The sequence below is a fragment of the Aneurinibacillus tyrosinisolvens genome (assembly GCF_001015055.1).
Taxonomy (GTDB): Bacteria; Bacillota; Bacilli; order Aneurinibacillales; family Aneurinibacillaceae; genus Aneurinibacillus_A; species Aneurinibacillus_A tyrosinisolvens.
In genome coordinates this window covers 1-13,626 of the sequence record NZ_BBWZ01000027.1, presented here as the reverse complement: position 1 = coordinate 13,626, position 13,626 = coordinate 1, and the positions used below count along the sequence as shown (strand labels likewise).

The 13,626-nt window shown below is 48.3% G+C and carries 12 protein-coding genes, 8 tRNA genes, 1 other RNA gene and 1 pseudogene; 4 read left to right on the top strand and 18 right to left on the bottom strand.

Features of this window, described 5'->3' with window-relative positions; translation table 11 throughout:
- Nucleotides 1-32 precede the first annotated feature (32 nt).
- On the bottom strand, nucleotides 33-1,412 hold the full coding sequence (locus MBEAL2_RS19415; RefSeq protein WP_047153921.1) for a sigma-54 interaction domain-containing protein: 1,380 nt from the start codon (nucleotides 1,410-1,412) through the stop codon (nucleotides 33-35).
- Nucleotides 1,413-1,680: 268 nt separating this feature from the next.
- Here MBEAL2_RS19415 and MBEAL2_RS19410 point away from each other — a divergent pair, with 268 nt between their 5' ends.
- Nucleotides 1,681-2,352 (top strand): futalosine hydrolase, encoded by a 672-nt coding sequence (locus tag MBEAL2_RS19410; protein WP_047153920.1) that lies wholly within the window; start codon nucleotides 1,681-1,683, stop codon nucleotides 2,350-2,352.
- Complete coding sequence (locus tag MBEAL2_RS19405) at nucleotides 2,352-3,191, top strand: 1,4-dihydroxy-6-naphtoate synthase (protein ID WP_047153919.1); 840 nt, start codon at nucleotides 2,352-2,354, stop codon at nucleotides 3,189-3,191. The genes MBEAL2_RS19410 and MBEAL2_RS19405 overlap by 1 nt, the downstream gene beginning before the upstream one ends.
- A gap of 64 nt (nucleotides 3,192-3,255) precedes the next feature.
- Here MBEAL2_RS19405 and MBEAL2_RS30435 read toward each other — a convergent pair.
- The 8 genes and pseudogenes from MBEAL2_RS30435 to MBEAL2_RS19375 all read right to left on the bottom strand — a co-directional run.
- Nucleotides 3,256-3,558 (bottom strand): annotated as a pseudogene (locus MBEAL2_RS30435) (nicotinate phosphoribosyltransferase); the annotation flags it as partial.
- Between the two features lie 108 nt (nucleotides 3,559-3,666).
- A complete protein-coding gene (locus tag MBEAL2_RS19400) occupies nucleotides 3,667-4,224 on the bottom strand; it encodes a suppressor of fused domain protein (RefSeq protein ID WP_052947844.1) in 558 nt (185 codons plus the stop codon).
- Between the two features lie 108 nt (nucleotides 4,225-4,332).
- The gene (locus tag MBEAL2_RS19395) at nucleotides 4,333-4,818 is read right to left on the bottom strand and encodes an ankyrin repeat domain-containing protein (RefSeq protein ID WP_047153918.1); all 486 of its coding nucleotides are present in this window, start codon (nucleotides 4,816-4,818) and stop codon (nucleotides 4,333-4,335) included.
- Nucleotides 4,819-4,847: 29 nt separating this feature from the next.
- Nucleotides 4,848-5,144 (bottom strand): HNH/ENDO VII family nuclease, encoded by a 297-nt coding sequence (locus MBEAL2_RS19390; protein ID WP_047153917.1) that lies wholly within the window; start codon nucleotides 5,142-5,144, stop codon nucleotides 4,848-4,850.
- Nucleotides 5,145-5,292: 148 nt separating this feature from the next.
- Nucleotides 5,293-5,613: a hypothetical protein gene (locus MBEAL2_RS19385; protein ID WP_152667856.1), complete on the bottom strand. Its 321-nt coding sequence runs from the start codon at nucleotides 5,611-5,613 to the stop codon at nucleotides 5,293-5,295.
- A 270-nt stretch (nucleotides 5,614-5,883) separates the two neighbouring features.
- Nucleotides 5,884-8,094 (bottom strand): bifunctional YncE family protein/alkaline phosphatase family protein, encoded by a 2,211-nt coding sequence (locus MBEAL2_RS19380; RefSeq protein ID WP_161798252.1) that lies wholly within the window; start codon nucleotides 8,092-8,094, stop codon nucleotides 5,884-5,886.
- Nucleotides 8,091-8,372 (bottom strand): hypothetical protein, encoded by a 282-nt coding sequence (locus tag MBEAL2_RS31200; RefSeq protein WP_152667854.1) that lies wholly within the window; start codon nucleotides 8,370-8,372, stop codon nucleotides 8,091-8,093. The genes MBEAL2_RS19380 and MBEAL2_RS31200 overlap by 4 nt, the downstream gene beginning before the upstream one ends.
- A 38-nt stretch (nucleotides 8,373-8,410) precedes the next feature.
- Nucleotides 8,411-11,542: an efflux RND transporter permease subunit gene (locus tag MBEAL2_RS19375; RefSeq protein WP_047153915.1), complete on the bottom strand. Its 3,132-nt coding sequence runs from the start codon at nucleotides 11,540-11,542 to the stop codon at nucleotides 8,411-8,413.
- Between the two features lie 510 nt (nucleotides 11,543-12,052).
- On the opposite strand from MBEAL2_RS19375, the gene MBEAL2_RS19370 reads away from it, so the two are divergent.
- The gene (locus tag MBEAL2_RS19370) at nucleotides 12,053-12,235 is read left to right on the top strand and encodes a hypothetical protein (RefSeq protein WP_047153914.1); all 183 of its coding nucleotides are present in this window, start codon (nucleotides 12,053-12,055) and stop codon (nucleotides 12,233-12,235) included.
- A 26-nt stretch (nucleotides 12,236-12,261) separates the two neighbouring features.
- Nucleotides 12,262-12,414, top strand: a complete 153-nt coding sequence (locus MBEAL2_RS31930; protein WP_161798251.1) for a hypothetical protein — start codon at nucleotides 12,262-12,264, stop codon at nucleotides 12,412-12,414.
- Between the two features lie 98 nt (nucleotides 12,415-12,512).
- Here MBEAL2_RS31930 and MBEAL2_RS19365 read toward each other — a convergent pair.
- The 9 genes from MBEAL2_RS19365 to MBEAL2_RS19330 all read right to left on the bottom strand — a co-directional run bounded on the left by MBEAL2_RS19365 (nucleotide 12,513) and on the right by MBEAL2_RS19330 (nucleotide 13,485).
- Nucleotides 12,513-12,589 (bottom strand) — tRNA-Ile (locus MBEAL2_RS19365).
- 3 nt (nucleotides 12,590-12,592) lie between these two features.
- Nucleotides 12,593-12,684: transfer RNA gene (locus tag MBEAL2_RS19360), tRNA-Ser, on the bottom strand.
- 21 nt (nucleotides 12,685-12,705) lie between these two features.
- A tRNA-Met gene (locus MBEAL2_RS19355) sits at nucleotides 12,706-12,782 on the bottom strand.
- 22 nt (nucleotides 12,783-12,804) lie between these two features.
- A non-coding RNA gene (gene ssrS / locus MBEAL2_RS30430) (6S RNA) lies at nucleotides 12,805-12,991 on the bottom strand.
- A gap of 10 nt (nucleotides 12,992-13,001) precedes the next feature.
- A tRNA-Pro gene (locus tag MBEAL2_RS19350) sits at nucleotides 13,002-13,078 on the bottom strand.
- 6 nt (nucleotides 13,079-13,084) lie between these two features.
- Nucleotides 13,085-13,161 (bottom strand) — tRNA-Arg (locus tag MBEAL2_RS19345).
- Between the two features lie 23 nt (nucleotides 13,162-13,184).
- Nucleotides 13,185-13,260 (bottom strand) — tRNA-Gly (locus MBEAL2_RS19340).
- 49 nt (nucleotides 13,261-13,309) lie between these two features.
- A tRNA-Met gene (locus MBEAL2_RS19335) sits at nucleotides 13,310-13,385 on the bottom strand.
- A 24-nt stretch (nucleotides 13,386-13,409) separates the two neighbouring features.
- Nucleotides 13,410-13,485: transfer RNA gene (locus MBEAL2_RS19330), tRNA-Val, on the bottom strand.
- Between the last annotated feature and the right edge of the window lie 141 nt (nucleotides 13,486-13,626).

Below are 13,626 nucleotides of genomic sequence, written 5' to 3'. Positions count from 1 at the left end.
TGCCATATACTTTGCAAAATATGTGCCAACTTTCATTTTATTCTGTGTAATTTTAGCTTTCTGACTACAGATGGCTGACTAATGCCTAATGCTTTCGCCATCTCTATCGTTGTTCTGCAGCGCTGCTTTGCTTTGATAAGTACCTGTTTCTCAATATCAGCTAAAATTTCGGGGAGCGTTCTGTTATCATTTTCATAAAAAAGAGGCAGGTTAGCATATGAGACGATGTGCTGAGGAAGGTGTTCAGCCGTGATCAAGGCAGAGGGAGACATCACAACCAGCTGCTCAATCACATTAATAAGTTCACGCACGTTTCCCTTCCACTCATAGTAAACAAGCCGCTGGATAACCGCCTCGTCCAGCTTTCGGCTGCGTTTATACTTTTTTTCAAAATACTGCAGGAAATATTCGATAAGCGGCAGGATATCCTCTAGCCTTTCCCGCAGCGGAGGAATGGTAAGGGGAACAACATTAAGCCGGAAGTACAAATCCTCCCGAAACCCCTTCTCCGTCACCGCGGCTTTTAAATCCCGATTCGTCGCAGCAATCAGGCGAAAGTCAACGTTCCTGAGCCTGGTGCCGCCTACGCGGTAAAACTGCTTTTCCTGAATAAACTTGAGCAGCTTAACCTGGTGGATAGGCGATAGCTCTCCCACCTCGTCTAAAAACAGCGTGCCGCCTTCCGCAAGTTCAGCGAGACCTACCTTTCCATTGCGATTTGCCCCCGTAAAAGCTCCCGCCTCATAACCAAAAAATTCAGCTTCAAATAATGTTTCCGGAATTGCCCCGCAATTGACCTCAATGAACGGTCCCCTGTTCCGCTCGCTTTTATTATGGATGAACTTCGCAATTAAAGACTTGCCAACTCCCGACTCTCCAAGCAAAAGAACGTTGGCGTCCACTTCCGCTACACGCAGGGACGTATCAATTACCTTACTCATTTCGTGGCTATTGGCAATAATGCCATCCGCATACAGGTGCTTATTGCGCAGTACGTGCAGTTCGCTTTTGACCCTTTCCATATCCTCTTCTATAACCTCTAAATATTCCTTGAAATTCATCAGGTCCGTCACATCGTGCGAGTAGCTGACGACCCGCACGAGTTCGCCTTCCGGATTAAAGACAGGGATACCGGTGACAAGCAGTTTCTTCCCTTCACCCGTCGTCTGCACAAACGTAATTTTCTTCTTTTCTTTAATGACCATCGGTGTTGCAGCCGGGGTAAACATCCCCTGCTTTTCTAAGTCATAAACAGATTTTCCGATGAGTGCTTTGGTATCTACGCTGTAAATCTGGCCAGTCATTTGACTGGCCTCCAGAATAATACCATCCGTATCCATCACAAGAATATCATCCTTTAACGAACGGAGAATCGCTCTGTCTTCATTCCACTCATCTCGACAAGCATTCATCATTTTTCTCCTTTTCTGGCCAGCATTTTAACCACTTATCCATTTTTGAATAATTTGCTTTGGCTATTTTTAGTAATGACACTGATATAACTCAATTTATCTGAATTATTCATTTTTGGATAGTTTTATTTATAATTTGATTTGTAAAATACTTCTTGTACACTCCCCCCTTTACACGGAGCTAAGTTCGAGATAACGTTGAGTAGTGGCACTATTTTGCTCGGTCTAAGAAGCCTTTATCGATACCAGAACAAAGGAGATTATACGAATGGATTTTGGTAGAACGAAGGAAGAACCGGGATTGCGCGTACTTGTGGTGACCTCGGTCGCGGTGGAGAGAGACGCAGTATTGCGCGGGCTTCATGACAACAGCAGATTTGATGTCCTGATCGGAGGCGTCGGCACGGCAGCCGCCGCGGCAAGCACCGCGAGAACGCTGGCAACAGCCGAATATGGCCTGGTTGTGTGCGTCGGAATCGGGGGCGGCTTTGCCGGCAAAGCTGATGTGGGCTCGTTAGTTGTGGCAAGTGAAATCATCGCCGCCGACCTGGGAGCGGAAACCCAGGAAGGTTTTTCCAGCCTGGACGAACTGGGCTTCGGCTCCGCCCGCGTCCCGGTCGATTCTTATCTGGCGGCACGGGTCACGGAAGCGTTCAAAGCAGCCGGTTTGCCGGCCAATATGGGGCCTGTGCTCACCGTGTCAACCGTGACAGGCAGCGCAGCGACCGCTGCGCAATTGGCTGCACGGGTGCCAGGGGCCGCCGCCGAGGCGATGGAAGGCTATGGCGTAGCTACCGCAGCTCAAGGCCATGGCATGCCCGTTCTGGAAATCCGGGCCATCTCGAACGCTGTCGGCCCACGCAATCGGGCCGCATGGCGGATCGGAGAAGCTTTACAAGTATTAGAAGCAGCAAGTTCAGTACTATTGGAGGTCTTATAATGAAGATTGCTTTTTCCCCTTGTCCGAACGATACTTTTGTTTTTCATGCCTGGGCACACGGACTCATTCCCGGTGCACCGAAGCTAGATGTTACGTATGCAGACATTGATATTACCAATACGATGGCGGCCAACTCTACTGGACCGGAAGTGCTTAAGATTTCATATGCAGCCCTGCCCTGGGTACTGTCCGAGTATGCGCTGCTCCCATGCGGAGGCGCACTGGGCAGGGGCTGCGGTCCGCTCGTATTAACAAACGGCGGAACCGCCAGCGCGAAGAATCCGGCGGCTCTGTCCGGCAAGCGGGTCGCGGTACCTAGCGAGCGCTCAACTGCCTACCTCCTGTTCCGGCTGTGGGCAGCCCAGAATGTGCCTGGAGGCGTGGGTGAAATCGTGATTATGCCTTTCCATGAAATCATGCCGGCTGTACGCGACGGCTTAATCGATGCAGGGCTGGTTATCCATGAGGCACGCTTTACATACCCGTCGTATGGGTTAGACATGCTGGTTGATTTGGGCAGTTGGTGGGAGGCGGATACAGGCCTGCCGATTCCCCTGGGAGCCATCATCGCCCGCCGATCTCTGGATCTGGAGGCGATTTCCGGCTGGGTGCATGCGTCGGTTGAATATGCGTGGGCACATCCGGAGGCGTCGCAGGAGTATGTCATGAGCCATGCCCAGGAGTTGTCCCCTGAAGTAGCTCAGGCACATATTGATTTGTATGTAAACAAGTTCACCGGTAATTTAGGTGAGGACGGGTATGCGGCGGTAACGGCTCTGCTCACCCGGGCAGCAAAGGAAGGCCTTGTGCCGGAATTTGATTTGGCGTTACTTCGATAAGAACATTCTAAACAAATAGGCTCCTGCAATGTGCTTTTTCAGCAGGAGCTTTCCTTCAATTCACCTATGTTTCCTCCATCCGCTTCTTCGTCCCTTCTAACTTACTTTTAACCTCTTGAATGTTACGTATCTTGTTATCCCAGCATTTTTGGCTCAAATTTACCGGGTATTCTTCCGGATTGAATGCCCGTTTGTATTCATCCCACAAATAGTTTAAGTTATCTCAGGCAAATCTTTTCACTTCATGAATGGAGGGAACTTCATAAACCAATTTGCCATTCACAAAAATATCCGCATGAAGTTCTCTCGCTTCAAAGTTAGTAACGAATTTGCTTACAAATGTATGAACAGGGTGAAACATTTTCAGTGCCGAAGGCATGAGCAGCATGTAATCCCTTCTAAACTTAATCCATAATAACCAGGGAGAACAAAAGAAAACCCAGACAAGCTTTGATAACTCGTCTGGGGTAGAGAATCACTCTTTTTTACCTAAGTTTTTCCTTTTAACATCATATAAATCAAAATTCTCCAAATGCCAAAACTTTTCCAATCCAATGGATTGATAAAGGGCAATCTCTTCTTTATAGATTGGATACATTCCAACTAAATTAATTGGCTTACCAGGCATTTTAATAACTGAATTTTCGCTGTCTACTATTGAAGGAGCAAAAACAAAGAACCCAATCATTTCAGATTCATTTGAAATGGGCGTATCTAAGGTAAATAGGGAAGCATAAGAAAAACTCTTTTCTCCTCTAAATTGTGACGCAAAATAAGCTGTTGCTAACCCCCAGTTTTCATCTTGAGTTTCAAGCGTTAAAATTATTTCTGGTCTTCCATTTTTCCACTCTGGGTGATTTCCTTCTGACAATCCATATGTAACAGAAGTTAGCATCCCTTCTTCTGGCAAATTGTAATAAAAAAATACATGAATTGGTGTATTTCCGTCATTAGAATCAATCTTTCTAATAACATCAGCTTCACCGAATAAATCTTCTAACCGTTCTAGAAAGATTTCAGCATTACTTCTCATATTCTCCTCCAGTGAGTTATCTAACTTTTGGTTTAACCTGACCATTAAGTAACAAGAGACAGTTATCACAAAGGGGGTACCTATTGGAATTAGTATACTATTGTTATATTATTGATTTTTTAAAATATCAATTAGTTTTTCATTATTTATTTGTGTAGCAAAATCTAACGGTGATTTTCCTGCCTTATTCTTAGTAGTTAAATCCGGAGTTTTTTGCATGAAAAGTTCCACCATACCATAATATTTTCCTTTGGAATTAAAAACGGCACTCCACAAAGCATTGTTTCCATATTTATCCCTTATATTTATATCTCCGCCTTTGTTGAGTATTTCCTTGGCCACTTCCAAGTTTGGATGTATACATATTAGATGTAATGGAGTTTGTCCGTCTATATTCGTAATATTAACATCTATATTATTTTGTATTAGAAACAAGGCAATATCAAAATTCCTGCCAGCAATCGCATGGTGAAGCAAACTTGAACCAGCTTCGCTCTTTTTGTTGATATCACTCTTATCAAATTTTTTTATGAATGTATCGAAATCACCATGTTGAGCAATAGTAAAGATACTAGCATTGTCTGTTACCCCCATGTTAAACCTCCTTTCATTCCTATTTATAATCATTCATACTTATGACCCCTATTTGCCGATGGAGATTCCGGACGGTAGTTTTTAGGATTTCTATATTCCTCAATAAAGGTTTTATAGTCAATCTCATCATTCATGTACTTTCTATGATGTTCACTATATTTAGCTTCAGGAATATGTCCCATATCCCATTGTCCTACCCTGGATTTGCTTTTATCCCAGTTTGAAAACCTCTGCACCAAGTCATCGACGTTCACAGGCCGGGTGGAAATCAGCCGGCCATCCCCGGTCACCATTCGGAATCCCGGAAACAGCGTAACATTTTTCAATGCTTGTCCTGCTCGGTATACACCGGAAAGAAGACCGCTCCCTTCGCAGCAAGCCCGTCTAACCCAAGGGAAGCAAGGTTAAACGCTGTCCAGCCTCCTGCGATTAAGTGATCCCAGTTCCGAAGCGAGCTCCTTCAGTTGATCCGGTTCAATGTTGATTCGCCCGCTCACGTTCTCGCTCCCGCCTTTCCAGCTCTGCGGCTTCTTCCCGCAGCCTTCTCGCTTCCTGCCTGAGCTGTTCCATCAGTTCCTGCCCAATGGAAACGGCTGATGAACCTGTTGTTCCCGCTTTCTGTACGAGAGATTCAAAGGTCGCTTTCTTCTGGCTCTCCCAGCCTGCGCTAAGGTACTCAACCGTGCTAACTGTCCGGCTGTCCACCTGCCGGAAGTTCCCTATCGCCTCGCCCACCTGGGCCGCAAACCGCTCGGCGGCGTCTGCCTGCATCCGCAATCGTTGTGCTGATGACAAGATCCCACCTCCACTTTTTTCCTTAATTTGATACTTTTATCATACTTTTTAGAAAGAGGAGTGGAAACAAGAGGAATTCACTAATTTTTCCTAGTAGGGGAAGTCAGATAGGTATCAAACAACCTAGGCCGTTTAGCACTCACTCTCTATGCCAGGAAAGAAAAAAGAAGGGGGAATCTCCCCCTTCTTTGGACCCTCGGTAATAGGTTAGACAAGATAATTTTGCCACACAAAGTCGGAGAAAGCCCCTGGATTTATCCGTGGGTGTGGTCACCACTTGAAATGGGCTGTACCTGCATCTTCTGCCGTTTCTGCACTGCTGCTCTTCTTCAAGTCGCGGAAATTCGATTTCGGCGCAGGCATCTCGCTCTCGGCACCTTTCACGCTCCTCCAAATCGCCTGATTCAGCTGCTGCTCAGGCGCCTTATCCTCAGAAGCCAGGTTCATTTTGGCAGATTCAGCGGCCATAGGTGCATTCTTTTGATTTAACTCATCGAGCGGCTGCTTCGGGGTGAGGACCTTATACGGTGCAAAATTCGGCTTGTCCGTAAAGCTGTTCACCATCGGCGTAGCGGATGCGTCAAACTGCGTCATCGGTGCAATCCCCATGATCAATTCCATTGTGCGGAGCATAGAGCTTGTCGTATAGAATGTGGAGTCAACCTTACCCGTTTGCGTATAAGGACTAATCGCAAGCGCCACTGTACGGTGGGCATCCACATGATCCGAACCATTCTGCGCATCATCTTCCACTACGAAAATCGCTGTATCCTTCCAGAACTCTGAATTCGAAACCGCCTCTACAATCCGGCCTAGCGCCAGATCGTTGTCCGCTACCATTGCTTTCGGGGTCGGCTGGCCTACTTTTGTCCCGGATGTATGATCAACCGGCAGTCTGAGGAACTGGAACGATGGCATCTTGCCCTGTCCTTCAAACGTTTTAAATTCCTTCAGCCATTCATCGGCTCTAAACTGATCTTTAATATTCATATCGAATCCAGGGAAAGCCAGATCTGTTTTTGCGGCAAGCTTCGGTTCCGTGGAAGCCACTTTCCCGCCTGATACAAAGAATCCATAATTGCGATAGTCGATATTTTTCTGGTCAAGCGCGTCCCATAAATAGGCGTTCTCTGGATTTGCACTTGGAGCCGTTGAAAGGTTACCGCCCTCAAAATCATAATCATGCCCGCGTCCGCCGTAATTCGTAGGCCAGTTCTTCTGTACATACGTATTGGCCATCGCAGCCGTCGACCAGTTCCAGCCATCCGCCGAAACCTCAGCATCTGCAAAGAAGTTATCAATGGTGGCAAATTGGCGGGCCAGCTGGCGGTGGTTTGGTGCGGTCTCATCTCCGAACAGGTTCAGGCTTGGATCCCCATTTCCTTTTCCAAGGCTGCCGAATACCTGGTCATACGTGCGGTTTTCCTTAACGATATAAATGACATGCTTAATCGGTGAGGAATCCCCGACACGGCGAGGAATCACCTGGCGAGCCGTATTACCGCTTACGCGCACCTTATCCCGTTCATTAAACCCATTGTTCTCAATGACCTGCTTTGTATACTTCTCAAGCTGGCCTTCACGCGGCACATCGATAATGGAAAGCGTTCCCTTAATCATTGAACCGCTATACTGGTCGGCAGGGGTAGGAGTTGTGCTGTAAGGCTTAGGACCATTCGGGTTCGGACCGGCTCCGAATCCTTTCGCATTCGCTACATAGAGCTGTTTTCCGTCCTTTGAAATCTCCAATCCGGTCGGATACCAGCCGGTTGGGATCATTCCTTCAATTTTTCCTTTTTTCGTGTCAATGACCACAACATCATTGTTGCCGGCATTCGCCACATAAAGCGATTTTCCATCAGGCGAAACAGCCAGCGCATTTGGGCTGCTTCCTTCCTGCGCGCCTTTGTAAGGGGCAAGGCTAATTGTCTGCTTTACCTGGTTCGTCTTGGTATTAATGATGGAAATACTATCGCTGTCACTGTTCGTAACATACAATTCTTGTCCACTCAATTTCATCGCACTTGGATGGGTGCCAACCTGGATGGACTTCGCAACTTCTCCCGTTGCTGTATCCACGACAGAAATCGTATTTCCACCCCAGTTACTTACGTATGCATAGGCTCCGTCTTTGGAAACTGTCACAGCGTAAGGGTTATGGCCCACTGCAACTGTTTTGGTCACCTTGTTCGTTTGTGTGTCAATAATGGACATCGAATCATTTAAATTATTCGCAACATATAAGAAGCGGCCGTCCGGCGAAATGTTTAATCCGCCCGGGAAGAAATTCACTTTGCTTCCGCTGGCGTCAACGGCCGGCAGAGCAATAGCGGCCTTTTCAGTTAGACGCTGACCTTCAACGTCATAGACCCGAATTTTATTGTTATTTCCGGCAGACGCATACACGTGCTTGCCATCAGGGCTGTATGTAACACCGAGATACAGGGCCTCCGGTTTTTTGTATTCTATCGTTTGAATCACCTGTCCGCTCTTACGGTCAACGGCAACAAGAGAATGGACAGATTGTCCATTATTGCTGAACAGCAGCGTATTTCCATCCGGCTCATCGCCGTGCCGTAAGGACGATCACCGAGCTGCACTTGTTTGCCGGCCGGTGTAATCGTCCAGCCGTTCGCCGGTCTTTCAATTTGCGCTCCCCAGGGAAATTTTCCGTAGCTCGCCAGAACGGCTGTTGCTGAACCCATCGTTAAACTTAAAGCCAAAGGTACGCCTATCCACTTTTTCAAGTTCTTCTTCATCCTTACCACTCCTTTTTAATTGTTTGTATTCATCCAGGTTACACTGCCACTTCAGTTTCTCCGGTGTTTCCGGAAGCATGTGCCGACTCCCGGTTCATCCATTCATACAGAATAGGGATGACAACCAGGCTGATACATGTAGAGCTAAGCATGCCCCCCGCGACAACAATGCCTAAGGTCTGCGTGACGACCGTGTCCCCGCCGTAGGAAAAAGACAAAGGAAAGATTGTTAGAATTGTGGTACCGGCAGTCATGAGAACCGGACGGACCCGCGTCAACGTACCGTGCATGACGGCATCACGTAAATTCACCCCCTCCCTCAGGCCGCGTTCGATTTTGTCCACAAGTACGATTCCATTTGTCACGACGATGCCTGTGAGCATCAACAGACCAACAAAAGCGGATAAGTTCCACTCCTTGCCGAACAGAACCATTCCCCACACCGAACCGATTAAAGCTAACGGGATGCATACGAGGACAGACAACGGCGCCTTCCAGCCGCGGAAAAAGAAGCTAACGATGAGCAAGACCAGCAGGATGGAGACGCCTAAAGCAACAGCGGCTTCGGCAACCATTTGCTTCACCTGTTCAGATATCCCGCCGAAAGAATACGTCACTCCTGGCGGCAGCTGCATCTTTTTTAGCATATCGTCCACTTTTCCGCTCACATCTCCTACGTTCCTGGAAATGATATTAGCCGAAACAACCCCAAAAGGGCGTCCGTTCCGTTCGCGGATGACCGGGTTCCTCGTCTGGCGCTGCAGGGAAGCCAGCTTATTTAGTGCAATACGGCTTCCGTCTGCCGTCGTAAATGCTTCACTAGCCAGGGCGCTGATAATATGCTGGCCCGGCAGTGCGGCCGCATCTGCAGCTCCTGCCACGGCAGGAATCGAGGCCAACACATCGTTTTCAAGGACAATAGGAACCTCCCCCGACTGAACCCGGACGGACAGCTTTATCCCCTGGGACAGATAAGGCTCAATTCGCTGCAGAACATCCTCGGTCCTGATTCCCATACGCTGGATCTGTTCACGATTGAGAGTCAAAAGGTATGCCGAACGGCTGTCATCGTTATCCGCCGCCCCTTCGACGCTCAGGCCCTTTATGAGCTGCAGCTTGCTTTGAATTATACGCGCCTGATTTTCAAGCACAGTAGTATCCGCTCCGGTGAGCATGATTTTCAAGCGTGAGTCATCCCCTGCAATGCTGCGGTTCGTTACGGTAAAAAGCGCTTTGCTCGGGATGGCTTTCACTTTCCTTGTAAGGTCCGCTGTATAGGCATCCATATCGGTTCCCTTTTTCAGCGTGACAGCGATGTGGGCTGTATTGCCGCGCTGGATCCAGCCTCCCCCTTCATCGAACACATCATCAAACTGCGGCACGAAGCTGGAGCCAAGCGTGGCGGAGAAGGCATCAATAGCCGCTTCCGTGCCCAGCAGCCCCTCGACTTTTCTTACTTCCCCATTGACGGCTGCAAGGGAACTTTGCTCCGGCAGTTCCACCTCAATGTTGACTTCTCCTGACTGTCCCATTGGCAGAACGTTGACCGGCAGGAGGGCCGCTGCAGCAAGAGTGGCGGTCAGCAGAAGAACGCAAACGGTCATCACTCTTTTTTTGCGCGGCAGAGTGCGGCGAAGGATAGATTCAACGATGTTTTCCACCCGGCCTCTGTCCTGTGTGACGGATCCTTTCTTTAACCAGAACGGAGAGAGTCCTGGAATGATAACGATGGCCACAAACAGGGAGGTCACAAGGGCAATAACGACCGACCAGGCAAACGCCGAGAACGCTGAACTTATCATTCCTCCAACCAGAGCAATGGGAAGAAATACAGCGACTGTTGTTGCCGTTGAGGAGACAACGGCAGGAACGATTTCCCGTACCGCTCCTGCGATGACAAAAATGTTTGCCTTCCCCTCATTCTCTCTAACCCGGCGGTAAATATTGTCGAGAATGACGATCGAATCATCGACAACGCGCCCCATCGCTACAATGAGTCCTGAAACAGTGAGAATATTGAGGCTAATGTCCATCGCTTTAAGCACACCGGTTGTTACGAGGAAACAAATCGGCAGCGTAAGAGCGATGAGCAGTGTTGCCCGAACATGGCGGAGAAAGGCAAAGACGCAAACCATCGCAAACAGACAGCCGAACAGTCCTTCTCGTAAAAGGCCGGAGAGAGACTGCTTTACCTGTTGTCCGTAATCATAAAGGACCGTTAACCGGACATCTCTGGGCAGGGAAGTCTGCATTTCCTTGATCCGTTCCCCAACCAGCCCCGATACGTCCGTAACATTGGAAGATGGCGTTTTTAGCACATCAAGAAGGACACTTGGCTTGCCGTCAGTCCGGGAAATCGTCTTGAGGTCCACTATTCCTTGGGAAACATCCGCCACGGCAGATAACAAAACCGTTTGGCCGGACGCATTATGTACTGGAGTCTGCTTAAGCGCGTCAGCACTCACGCCTGCTCCCTTCACTTGAATCGGAATTTGTACCTGCTCACTCCTGATTTTTCCTTCAGGCCAAACCGTCTGCAGGGAAGCCAGGGCCTGTTCAACGTCTTTCATTGTCAGTCCCGCTTTTTTTAAGCTGTTCATACGGACGGTAACAACATACCCGCTGTTTCCGGCTCCCGTAGTACGGACCTCCCTCACGCCGGGGATATGTTCGAACTCCTTTGCTATCTGCGCTTGAGTGGAAGTTCGCAATCGTTTTTCACTGATCCCTTCCCCGTCGTTGACCAGGCCGATTCTCATTATGGGAAAGGAACTTGTACTGACTCTTGTCACGGCCGGCTTTCCGGTGCCTTCAGGGAACGTGGCACCGTCTAAAGCCCGGCTCATTTCCTGTTCGGCCCGTTCTACATCGTAATTGAGCGGAAAATACAGGCTGGCAAACAGCCCTCCATCATAGGAGCTCGTCTCCATAGATTGAAGCCCGTCTATCCCTCTTACCGCCTCCTCCACTCTGCTTGCAATTTCGCTTTTCACCCTGGCGGCACTAAAGTTGTCCGCTCTTACCGTAACCATTAAGGTGGAATTGTTGATAGCCGGCAGGTAATCCCGCTGCATTTGATAGGCGGATATTCCTCCCCACAGCATAATAAGCAGGATGGAGGTGATGACCAGTACTGAGCGCTTCATAATCGCTTCTATCATTCGTTCCATTGTTCTGATTTTCACCTTCCTTATGCGTGGAAAATTCTGCTTCTATAAAAATGATAGTTGAACAGTATGAAACTATCATATTGGTTATGTTAATGTTTGTTATAGCAAGTTCGTCGTGTTATTTGATAGATATGACCCAGTTAGATATCCAAGAAAAAAGGGTAGGCCATCTCCTCACCCTTTTTCTATGGTAAGAAAAACCTGTATTAAACGACTTCCAGTAGAGCCATTTCTCTTAAAACGAGCTGTGGCATGAAAAAAAAGCCCTGTTTATGGGCTTTTTAAAAAAGATTTACTATTTGTTAACATTGTGAAGCTGGTATTTTTGTAAGCCGTTGTTTCACTTTGATACATTGTGGTAAATAAAAAGTGTAAGACAATACCAAGTTTCAATCAGTGCCTCCGCCGGATTTTTTATCGGTCGGGGGCTTTTATTATTTATTATAAGGAAACGGCGGGCGGGCTAATTGCCGGATACTTGGGAACAATACATAGGCGGAGGTGTTCATAATGGATGATGCAGTGAAGAGAATAGAATTACTCAAAAATTATGGTTACCCGGGAGAGGCTATACCTACTTTACTGAGAAAAACAGAAATGTTGAGCTACGAAAAGTTAGAACAAATTATAAAGCCATACGAAGAAACAGACACCGATCATGCTATATCATTTACCGGCCGCCCACAACAGTAAGGAATAAGCACCAAGGAGGAATAGGTATGGATGACGTAAACAACCCAAAACGCAAACCGTGGGGTACTGACAAGGATGGCCAGAAAGAACAGATCGATCAGAAGGTTATGCCGCCCGCGCTGCGAGGTCCGGTACCGGAGTCATATCGTGCTATTTTTGAACCGGAGAAGGCGGAATAACATACAAGTAAAAGGGAACCCTTATTCAGGATTCCCTTTGAGTTTATTATCTATGTAGTGGGTATCGAGGACTGGAATCGAACCGGTATGCAAGTTTGTGGTGGGCCTAGGCTGACTCGAACAGCCGACCTCACGCTTATCAGGCGTGCGCTCTAACCAACTGAGCTATAGGCCCACATGGCGGAGAAGGAGGGATTCGAACCCTCGCACGGTATAACCCGTCTACTCCCTTAGCAGGGGAGCCCCTTATAGCCACTTGGGTACTTCTCCATTTTTTCACAAATAGGGCAATGGTAGCGGCGGAGGGGATCGAACCCCCGACCTTACGGGTATGAACCGTACGCTCTAGCCAGCTGAGCTACACCGCCACAAGAAAAACAAAAAGTAAAATCATCTCCCACCCATGCCGTCCCCCATTTGTTTTGTGAACCCGCGACCTCGCAGGTGGGTTTCCGCATGCTGGTGTTCCCGCGACCCCCGTCCAAAGAGTGGGTATGGCGTCCACCAACAGATATAGGAATCCCCGATAAACAGTACGGTTTAAAACATAAAGGGCTAACGGACATCGTAGGATATGTAATTACAGGTGGTCGGGAAGACAGGATTTGAACCTGCGACCCCCTGGTCCCAAACCAGGTGCTCTACCAAGCTGAGCCACTTCCCGATAACATGGCGTGCCCGGAGAGACTCGAACTCCCAACCTTCTGATTCGTAGTCAGACACTCTATCCGATTGAGCTACGGGCACATCTTATTTATTTTTTGGTTGAATGGAGCGGACAACGAGACTCGAACTCGCGACCCCGACCTTGGCAAGGTCGTGCTCTACCAACTGAGCTATGTCCGCGCGAGAATGAATTTTATGGTTGCACCCTGGCGGGTACTCCCGATTTCATTGGTTGCGGGGGCAGGACTTGAACCTGCGACCTTCGGGTTATGAGCCCGACGAGCTGCCAACTGCTCCACCCCGCGACAATCATTAATGTATAGAATAGATGGTGGAGGATGACGGGATCGAACCGCCGACCCTCTGCTTGTAAGGCAGATGCTCTCCCAGCTGAGCTAATCCTCCGACGTACAGGACGCTGGCTAATATCAGGTCCAAGGCATAAAAAAGGTTCCGGAACAGAAAGCCAACGGCTAAACAGTACGGAACACTTCTTTTTTTACACCTTCAAAACTGAATCAGAAGACACTAACAGGACGTTAGCGG

What these genes read in the sequence shown, in the direction of transcription:
- MBEAL2_RS19415 (WP_047153921.1), bottom strand. Translation starts at nt 1,412, where the DNA reads ATGAATGCTTGTCGAGATGAGTGGAATGAAGACAGAGCGATTCTCCGT.
- MBEAL2_RS19410 (WP_047153920.1), top strand. Translation starts at nt 1,681, where the DNA reads ATGGATTTTGGTAGAACGAAGGAAGAACCGGGATTGCGCGTACTTGTG.
- MBEAL2_RS19405 (WP_047153919.1), top strand. Translation starts at nt 2,352, where the DNA reads ATGAAGATTGCTTTTTCCCCTTGTCCGAACGATACTTTTGTTTTTCAT.
- MBEAL2_RS19400 (WP_052947844.1), bottom strand. Translation starts at nt 4,224, where the DNA reads ATGAGAAGTAATGCTGAAATCTTTCTAGAACGGTTAGAAGATTTATTC.
- MBEAL2_RS19395 (WP_047153918.1), bottom strand. Translation starts at nt 4,818, where the DNA reads ATGGGGGTAACAGACAATGCTAGTATCTTTACTATTGCTCAACATGGT.
- MBEAL2_RS31200 (WP_152667854.1), bottom strand. Translation starts at nt 8,372, where the DNA reads ATGAAGAAGAACTTGAAAAAGTGGATAGGCGTACCTTTGGCTTTAAGT.
- MBEAL2_RS19375 (WP_047153915.1), bottom strand. Translation starts at nt 11,542, where the DNA reads ATGGAACGAATGATAGAAGCGATTATGAAGCGCTCAGTACTGGTCATC.
- MBEAL2_RS19370 (WP_047153914.1), top strand. Translation starts at nt 12,053, where the DNA reads ATGGATGATGCAGTGAAGAGAATAGAATTACTCAAAAATTATGGTTAC.
- MBEAL2_RS31930 (WP_161798251.1), top strand. Translation starts at nt 12,262, where the DNA reads ATGGATGACGTAAACAACCCAAAACGCAAACCGTGGGGTACTGACAAG.